Source organism: Lachnoanaerobaculum sp. ICM7 (assembly GCF_000287675.1).
In the GTDB taxonomy this organism is placed as follows: domain Bacteria; phylum Bacillota; class Clostridia; order Lachnospirales; family Lachnospiraceae; genus Lachnoanaerobaculum.
In genome coordinates, this window is the sequence record NZ_ALJL01000027.1 from 60486 (window position 1) to 70028 (window position 9543).

The window sequence follows — 9543 nt, forward strand, 5'->3', positions numbered from 1 at the left end:
TCCTATCTGTCCTAAAGTCCCAATTCCTTAAATGCCTTATCAAATGGATATTTACAAATACCCTTTTCGGTAATAATACCTGTTATAAGTGAATGATCGGTAACATCAAATGCAGGATTATATACACCTATATTCTCAGGTGCCATCCTCTCTTTATACCACATATCTGTAATCTCTTCCCCATCTCTTATCTCTATAGGGATGTCCTTATCACTTTCAGCCTTCATATCAATAGTTGATGTAGGTGCACATACATAGAATGGAATGCCGTAATGCTTTGCTATAATAGCGAGTCCTGATGTACCGATCTTGTTTGCCGCATCACCGTTTCTTGCCACTCTGTCACAACCTACAAATATAATATCTATCTTACCCGATTTCATTAAAATAGATGCCATATTGTCACATTGTAATGTCGTCTTTATTCCGGCATTACTAAGCTCAAATGCTGTAAGCCTTGCACCCTGCAAGAGAGGTCTGGTCTCATCACAGTAGACATGCATATCATCACCGTTAAATCCGTTTTCAAGTGCCATATACATCGGCGCTGTCGCCGTACCGTACTTTGCTGTCGCCAATGTTCCGGCATTGCAGTGAGTCATTATACCGATCTCTTTACCGTTTCTTTTAAGCTTTTTTAAAAGCTTAAATCCCAAAGCTCCTATTCCACGGCTTATTTCAACATCCTCATTTCTGATATCCTCAGCTTCTTTAAATAAAGCTTCCTTTATCTCATCAATGCTTTTTTCTTTATTTGCTTTCAGGGCATCTTCCATTCTATTAAGTGCCCAAAAAAGATTTACTGCTGTAGGTCTGGAAGAGGCAAAATACTCTTTTAATTCCAAAAACCCTTTTTCAAAATCAGCATAGTTGTCTGCCTCTATCTGTGAAGCCGTCTTTGCAATACCATATGCCGCACATACTCCTATTGCAGGAGCCCCACGTACTCTAAGCTTCTTTATAGCTTCCCAGATTTCTTCCTTTGTATTTAAGTTTATTCTCTTTATCTCTCCCGGCAGAAGCGTTTGGTCAATAATATTCAGCTCCTTATCTTCCGTCATTTTCACAGAGATTATTTTATCAAAAAATTCTTCAATACCCATTTATAACTCCTCTGCCAAAGCTTTGCACTTTAGTATAGTATCTACATAATCTTTACCACTTTTAAAGCTGTCCGCTTTCAGTATAAACTCCTTACCTGCCAAAATATTTATTCTTTCAGCCACAAGTCTCTTTTTCTCATCTTCAATTGTAGTTACATCTGTAACATTGGCCATTCCTACAGTTCTTCTGTGAAGCTCTGTTCCGGTAAATCCTGCCGTGTCTCTAAGAATACAGTCAAGATAGTACTCTTTAAAGCCTTCTACCATTGCCATCGGCTCACTTACCCACTCATCATAATATTTATTATACTTTTCTATGAATAAATCTATGACCTCTTCCACTGATTTAAGAATCCAGTCAGTGAACTCTTTCTTTCCGTAAGCAATTCCGTTGTCATAGGCAAAAATAAGATTTGCTATAACATTTCCGATATCATATCCACAAGGTCCAAGTATACCGAACTCAGGGTCAAATACTTTTAAACCGTCTTCTTTTATAAAAATAGAACCTGTATGCAAATCTCCATGAATCAATGCCTGTGCATTTGTCATGAAATTGAATTTAAGCTTTGCAACTTCAAAATGCAATGCCTTATCCTCATAAAGCTCCTTCTTTACAAAGTCCGCATTTGGAGGAAAAACATTATTTCTATGATTGAGATCATTGTATGGCTCCATAAAAACAAGCTTTTCCGTAATATCACAAAGATCAGGTGAAACGAGTTTCCCTCCGATTACCTTCTTCTCTTTATGGTCTATTACCACATCACTGCTCTTTAGTAATGTCTCTATCAAAAAGTCCGTTATCTTTTCTGTAAAATGAGGATATATTTTATGCTCAAGCATTGCCTGACGCATTACCAAAAAGTCTGAACAGTCCTCCATACCGCAGGCACACATCACAGTATCATAAAAATAAATATATGGTACCATTCCGCTTGCAAATTTTTCCTGTAACATTAAAATCTCCGATTCCAGCCTGTTTCTGTCTCTGGAAGGCTTCATATCCTTTGAGATTCTTGTTTCGGTACCTGCCTGCTTTATATAAATCGAATGTCCCTTATCATCCGTTACTCTGTAGACATAGTTTAAATTCCCATGTTCTTTAGGTATAACAGCCTTCATGCTGTCCTTATCCCAGTCTATAGATGTTGCTTTTAATAAAGTATACTCAACTATATCCTTTTCTTCCATCTGAAAATATGTGTCAAATCTACTCATACTGACTCCCTTTTATATTATTCTCTCTTATATGCATATGCCGCTATAAGTGCCAAAGCAAGTACCGCACCCTTTACCGCCGGCAATACAAAGAAAGGTACTGCACAGATAGTAAGTCCGTTTTCAAGTGTGGATACAAGCATTGAGCCTATCATTGTTCCAAGAGCATTAGGTTTTTCAGCACCTCCTACAGTTCTTCCAACAAAAACTGCTGCAAGTGAAGGCATCAAATAGTTGTCACAACACATAACCTGTGCAGAACTTCCTCTTGATGAAACTAAAATACCACCGATAGCTATAAATACAGCAGTTATCATACCTGCTACATATCTGTATTTCTTAATATCAATACCTGAAAGTTTTGCAGCTTCTTTATTTCCACCCATTGCATACAAATATCTTCCAAACTTTGTAAAATCAAGGAAAATATATGCGGCAAGCACACATCCAAGCATAATGATAATTATCCAAGGCGCTCTTCCTATTGCCGAAAAAGAATCTGAAAGAGCTGTTCTAAGAGGTTCCGCATTCCAAGGTGTTCTCATACCTGTGGATACTGCACCACCTCCTATATACCACTGTCCGAGTCCCTGATGAACAAACATCAAAGCACAAGTCGCAAGCATATCCGGTATCTTACATACCAGAATAAGAAACATGGTAAGCTGATATAAAATCAAAGTTGTCACTATAGTTATTACTACCGACATAAACAGTGACTGTCCGAACCAAAGGTATGACGATACAAACGCATAAGCTGAACAGCTTCCCAAAGTACCGGCAGACATATCAAATCCGTCAGGCGCCATGGTAATTGTAGCCGCAATACCGAATACCGTGGTTATTGCCATAGCTCTGAGAATATTTACCATATTGCTCTGGGACATGAATGCACTGCCCTTAATTGCTGTAAATGCTATAAAACATAGAGCAAGTGCCAGGATAGCAGCCCAATCTATACCAAACTTTATTAATTTTTTGCGTTCCATCAAACTACCTCCTCTTGACTTTGCTTACCACCTACGCTGTAAAACATTATTTCATCTTCATTTGTATTTTTTGTAATAAGTTCTGCACTTATAGCGCCATTGTACATTACATAAATTCTGTCTGTGAGGGCCAAGAGCTCCTGGTTCTCACAAGTTGCATATATAACAGCATTTCCTTTTTTTGCTATTTCATGAATAAGATCAAAAATATCCTGCTTTGCACCTACATCAACACCCTTTGTAGGTTCATCAAATATATAAAGCTCACAATCTGCAGCCAACCATTTTCCTACAGCAACCTTTTGCTGATTTCCGCCTGAAAGTTTCTTTACAAGCTGTCTTGGACTTGGTGTTGATACATTAAGGCTTTGTATATAACTCTTTGCATTGTCTGTTACCTTTTTCTTGTCTATGAAAGACAATTTACAAAACTTTTCCAAGGACGCCGCAGATAAATTAAAGCTTACACTCTCTTCTACAAGTACACCTTCTTTTCTTCTCTCCTCAGGTACCAGTGCTATTTTATTTTTAACTGCAAGTGCAGGATTTTTTAGATTCAGTTCTTTACCGTTTAATATGATTTTTCCGGTACTCTTATATGCTCCGAAAAGAGTTTTACAAAGTTCAGACTTACCCGCTCCGACAAGCCCTGCTATACCAAGTATTTCACCTTTTCTTACATGTAAGTTTATATCTTTTATTCTTCCGTTGATTTCACTCAAATTCTCTGTTTTAAAAATAGTGTCACCTATAGAAATTTCTTCTCTTTTGTATGCTTCCTCAAAAGTTCTTCCAAGCATAAGTTCCACTATTTCTTTGGTGGTAGTTGACTCTTCTATAGGATATGTACCGATCAACTTTCCGTTTCTCATTACCGTATAACTTTCACATATTTCCAGTATCTCATTCAATCTGTGGGAAATAAACAGTATTGCTATATTCTCCGTTTTGTGTAAATGCTCAACAACTTCAAAAAGCTCTTTTGTCTCCTGATTACTAAGTGGAGCCGTCGGCTCATCAAGTATCAGGAAATTACACTTTCTTCTGATTGCCTTTGCTATAAGTACCATCTGCTTATCTGCAAGTGAAAGCTTAGAAACCAGATCCCTTTCATTTATCCTTTCCTTACTGATATGAAGTCTGTCAAGAGCTTTTCTACCCTCTTTATAGACCTCTCGCCAGTTTAAGATGGTATTTCCCTTATCCATTACCAAGTCACCCTGAATAATATTCTCAGCTACTGTAAGGTTTGGAAACAGTGCTGTATCTACTTCCTGATACACTATCTGAACACCGCATTTTTTTGCATCTACAGGAGTTCTAAGCTCCACATCTTTGTCATTTAATAATACTTCTCCGGTGTATGTAGGATTGGCACCTGATAATACCTTCATAAGCGTGGACTTTCCGGCACCATTTGCTCCTACAACAGCCCTTATTTCTCCCGTACTTACCTCAAAGTTTATATCCTCTAAGGCCTTTACTCCCGGGAATTCTATCGACACATTTTTTGTGCTTAACTTTATTCTGTCCATAATCATCCAATCTAAAACAGGTGAGTCATCAAAATTTCAATGACTTTTAAAAATAAAAGTAAATGTATCTGATAAACTCACCTCATTCATTAATTTTATAAGTCGCTAATCTTTGGTAGACTTATATTTACATCCCTATTATTTGTGTAAAAGATCCTTTGGCATCCAATCCGCTTCTGAGAGATAGTTAAGGTTACCATAAGTTTCTCCTGCTACGTTTCCAAGATTCTCTACGTTTGAATCTGTCTTTAAGTCTGATGCCTTAATAGCTGTACCCGGAACCTCTACAACATCAACTCCCATTTCTCCTGTTGCCGGATCATAAATCTTGTCATACTCTCCTGCCATCTCAAGCAAAAGAAGTCTCATAGCAATCTCTCCGTTTAATGTCCAGTCTGTTGTTCCTGCCGCTGTCCATATATCAGGTCTTGTCTGCATATTTGTAATATCAACCGGATCAATATCTACCGATGCCATAGGAAGCGCATCACCGTTCTTACCGTTCATATTGTCGTTTTCGATAAGTGCATTATATACACCCTGTCCATACATATCGTAATATGCAATAACACCGTCAACATCTTCTCTCTTTAAGCTCTGAAGATAAGCCGCCGTTACAGTGTTTGCAGAGTCTACAGAGTCCTGTAAAGGTTGTACCTCGCCTACAGTTACAATCTTTCCCGCCTTCTCGTATTCCTGCCAGCCTTCTTCTCTTCTGTCAAACGGGCTGTTATAGTTAGGGCCTCTCCATACCTTTACAAGTCTTACTCCCTCACCATACTTAGCTACCATCTCATCCAGAAGAACAGTTACCAAAGATTTATCCTGCTGGAACATCTGAGTAACACCGTCAAGCTTCTTGTACTCTCCGTCTGCATAGAACTGTGTATCGAATGTAACGATCTTTAAATCCTTGTACTCATCCAAGATGCCTTTTAAGAATACATATGAACCGTCCTGATTTCCATGACTTACAATAAGTCCGTCATAGCCTGCAGATGCACATGTTCTTATAGTATCCTGCCACTTATTAAAGTCACCGTCACAGAAGAAGAAATCAAACTGTACTCCAAGCTCATCACAAAGCTTCTTACATGAATCCTTCCACATCTGGAAAATAGTAGCTGAAGGCATAATCATAATATATGCTACCTTCTTACCTGCTACAGGATTGCTTGCATCAGTTGTCTTGCTCTCCTCAGCCTTAGAGTCTGCTACAGTTGCGGTAGTACTGTCTGCACTCTTTGTAGCTCCTCCGCCACATCCGATCAGTGGAGCACTAACCATTGCACCGATTAACAACGCACTAACTAATTTCTTGACCTTTCTCATATCATCCTCCTTGTTTACTAAATATTTAACAAATCAAGAACTATCGTTTATATAAACAATAATATTATTATGTTTAAATGTCAATACAATCTGAATTATTCTATTTTGTGCATAGATTAATGTAATATTTTTGTGTATATTGTATAATAACTGTTTTTAATCGCCTTTTATCGTTTAATAAACTTAAATTCAAACTGTTTAACATGTTTTTATAAACAAAAATAATATTTTTTATAGTATATAATCACCAAAGACAATCTTCTCGTTCACCATCCTACACATTTAAAGTAAAATATTGTACTTATAATTATTTGACAATATATTTTTGAAATAGTATTATGATTACTGAAAACAATTATTGTTTAGTGAACAACATTTCTTTGGAGAATACTATGACCATTAGAGAGTTATCAAAACTGATAAATGTTTCTCCTGCCACTATTTCCATAGTAATAAATGAAAAAAAAGGCGTCAGTGAGGAAACAAGAGAAAAGGTGTTGGCGGCAATGAAGGAATATAATTATTACCCTCAACAAAGAAAAAGAATTACGGAAAATAAAAATGTACTGGTTCTGAAATATTACAGAAGCGGTGTTTTTGTTGAAGAAAATCAAGGTTTTATAGCCGGAATACTGGACGCAATAGAGAGCAGACTTCAAAAAGAAAATTTAAATATGGTTTTAAGAGTGCATAAGGAGAGCTTTGAAAAGTTTCTATCAGAAACAGATCTTAGCCAATATGAAGGTATTATACTGATAGGTACAGAGTTTACTCCGGATCTGTATCCACTATTTGATTCCATATCCATTCCCTATGTTGTGGTGGACAATGTTTGCCCATACACTACCTGCAACAGTGTCTGTATGAATAATGAAGAGAATGTCTATATTGCTGTTGATTATCTAAAAAAATGCGGACATCAAAGCATCGGATACATCGGTGGAAATGTATATTCTGAAAATTTTCAACTAAGGAAAAAAGGATTCACAGATAGTGTGGAAAGGCTAAAAATGGACTATGTAAAAGAGCATACATATATGATCTCTCCCACTATGATCGGTGCTTATAATGATATGCTTGAGCAACTTGGTGATCTAAGTACACTTCCCGACTGTTTCTTTGCGGACAATGATACTCTTGCTCTTGGTGCTATAAAGGCTTTAAAAGAAAAGGGGGTTAAAATACCGAAAGATATCTCTATAATAGGTTTTGATGATATACCTTACTCTGCAGTTTCTTCGCCTGCTCTTACTACAGTTCATGTACAAAGAAAGCAAATAGGAAAACTTGCTGTGGAACAACTCTTAAAAATAAAAAAGGACAAAAAAAATAAACCGGTAAAAACTTTAATTACCGGAAATTTAATCATCAGAGACAGTGTGGCAAAAAAGGCTTAAAAAAGCCTTTTTGCTACATTTTTATTCTATTATGTTTCTATCCGAAACAATAAAATTTAGGATCTCCCTTAACAAAGTTTTCAGGGAATTTTTCATACTTCATTGCATCAAAATCATATATTCCTATCTTGACCGGCTTGTCACCTTTACAAAATGCCACTTTTTTATAACTTGTTACAGTCACAGTAAGATACTCTATATCCCTTATCTCAAGTTGCGCATATGCATCTTCCACAGGTACATATATATTTATTTCATTTTCGCCTACATATTCTACCGTCATATCTGAAAAATTCATCAGGCATTCATAGAATGTATTTATTATAAATATATCGCTTACATTCGGTTCAAAAGTTTTCTCTTCAAAATCATACTCTGTAAATGATAATAAATCAAATATCAGATCTATACCGATATCAAAGCTTACAGCAAACTTTTCTTTATTATAATTCGGCTTCATGCCCCATACGGCAAGCACAATGCCGTCAAAATCAAGTAATTCATTCATTTTTTGTTCAAAATCTTTAAGTTCAAAACTACTCATATGATAAACCCTCCTAAATTTTAATATTTTGTATAAAAATACTATATTCTTATATCGTATTCTAACACAATCTACGCACAGTCTATATACTACTATATTACATGTTATTCCAATATATGTAAATAGGGGAGCCACACTTTCGTGTGACTCCCCTTTATTATTTTCGGAATGAGTAAATCTACAAGTCTTTATAAACTATTGATTATCTCCAAGCTCCGCTTTCATTTACATGATAACCGTCAGGTGTAGTTTCATTCTGATACATTGAACCATATGGTCTTGAACTTATATTACCAAAATTCCATCTACCTGTTGCATTATCAAAAAACCATGTCTGTGCAGGTGCTGTAGGATTGAGGAAATAATACTCTCCTCCTATCTTGCTCCAGTTTGTATGCATAGCACCGCTTGAAGGATCAAGGTAATACCATCTTCCGTCCTGGCCGTCATGATGCCATCCCTTAATCATCTCACCATAGAATCCGTTGTGATTCATTGACAGATAATACCATGTACTTCCGTCTAAGAACCATCCTGAATCCATGATGCCGTCCTCAGCAAAGTGATACCACTCAGACTTTGTCTTTCCTTCGTAAGTATAGCTTAAGTATGCCCATCCCTTAGCTCTTCCACCATTTGCAAGGTTGAATACCCACTTGCTGCTGTCAGGATTTGCTGTAGCTTCTACAGGATTTGTAAGCTCCCAGTTACCGTCGTAGCCTACTCTAAGACCTGCTGTATATCCGCTTGATCTTCTGCTTGCGCTTCCTGATCCGCCGCCTGAACCGCCACGGCCACCACGACCACCGCTGTTCGGTACTCTTCCGCCTGCATCAACCACTGCATCATTAAGCGCCTGAAGAGCTGCTATTAGCTCAGGTGTAGATGACTTTCTGTTTATTCTGTCAATTACAGCCTGTGCCGCATTAATAGCCGCCTGAAGTGCTGCTCTCTTTACAGGATCATTGATTCTGTTTAACTGATTGTTTGCATTCTTAATAGCCGCCTTTAAATCAGCCTCAGCTTTTCTACGCTCAGCCTTATCATTTGAATAGTAAACATAGATTGTCTCATCAGCTGTTACACGAAGAGTCGGATCATAAGGATCATACATTCCTCTGTCCTTACTTAATCCCTCGTAATGCCATGTAATACCGTCATTGTCTACATAGTCTGACTGTATTGCACTTCTATAAAGTGATTCAAAATCACTAACTGTATTTGTACTGCTAAGAGTAAGTCTTGTTACTATAGAGTTATCTCTTGCATCTTTTACTGTTACCTTAAATGCACCGACTATTGTTGTATAACCGAATACATATGTCTTTCCACTCTCAAGAGTCTTGTTGAACTGGCCTGTATATGAAGCGGCATTTGTTGCTTCTATATCAGATACATTCATATCAGTTGCTACTATTGAAC

The 9543-nt window shown here is 37.1% G+C and carries 7 protein-coding genes and 1 pseudogene; 1 reads left to right on the top strand and 7 read right to left on the bottom strand.

All coding sequences use genetic code 11. The features are described from left to right. Positions 1–11: 11 nt before the first annotated feature. The 5 genes from mtnA to HMPREF1140_RS09565 form a co-directional block, all read right to left on the bottom strand. The gene (mtnA, locus tag HMPREF1140_RS09545) at positions 12–1103 is read right to left on the bottom strand and encodes an S-methyl-5-thioribose-1-phosphate isomerase (protein WP_009663592.1); all 1092 of its coding nucleotides are present in this window, start codon (positions 1101–1103) and stop codon (positions 12–14) included. Further along, entirely contained in the window at positions 1104–2324 is a 1221-nt protein-coding gene (mtnK, locus tag HMPREF1140_RS09550) for an S-methyl-5-thioribose kinase (RefSeq protein ID WP_009663596.1), read from the bottom strand. It abuts the gene before it with no gap. Between the two features lie 17 nt (positions 2325–2341). Then, positions 2342–3313: an ABC transporter permease gene (locus HMPREF1140_RS09555; protein WP_009663609.1), complete on the bottom strand. Its 972-nt coding sequence runs from the start codon at positions 3311–3313 to the stop codon at positions 2342–2344. Next, the gene (locus HMPREF1140_RS09560; protein ID WP_009663591.1) at positions 3313–4848 is read right to left on the bottom strand and encodes a sugar ABC transporter ATP-binding protein; all 1536 of its coding nucleotides are present in this window, start codon (positions 4846–4848) and stop codon (positions 3313–3315) included. The genes HMPREF1140_RS09555 and HMPREF1140_RS09560 overlap by 1 nt, the downstream gene beginning before the upstream one ends. 138 nt (positions 4849–4986) lie before the next feature. After that, positions 4987–6180, bottom strand: a complete 1194-nt coding sequence (locus HMPREF1140_RS09565) for a substrate-binding domain-containing protein (protein WP_009663613.1) — start codon at positions 6178–6180, stop codon at positions 4987–4989. Positions 6181–6572: 392 nt separating this feature from the next. Here HMPREF1140_RS09565 and HMPREF1140_RS09570 point away from each other — a divergent pair, with 392 nt between their 5' ends. Then, positions 6573–7577: a LacI family DNA-binding transcriptional regulator gene (locus tag HMPREF1140_RS09570; protein WP_009663641.1), complete on the top strand. Its 1005-nt coding sequence runs from the start codon at positions 6573–6575 to the stop codon at positions 7575–7577. Positions 7578–7614: 37 nt separating this feature from the next. On the opposite strand, the gene HMPREF1140_RS09575 is transcribed toward HMPREF1140_RS09570, so the two are convergent. Both HMPREF1140_RS09575 and HMPREF1140_RS09580 read right to left on the bottom strand, forming a co-directional pair. Continuing rightward, positions 7615–8121 (bottom strand): hypothetical protein, encoded by a 507-nt coding sequence (locus HMPREF1140_RS09575; protein ID WP_009663620.1) that lies wholly within the window; start codon positions 8119–8121, stop codon positions 7615–7617. Between the two features lie 202 nt (positions 8122–8323). Further along, a pseudogene (locus HMPREF1140_RS09580) lies at positions 8324–9543 on the bottom strand (N-acetylmuramoyl-L-alanine amidase family protein); the annotation flags it as partial.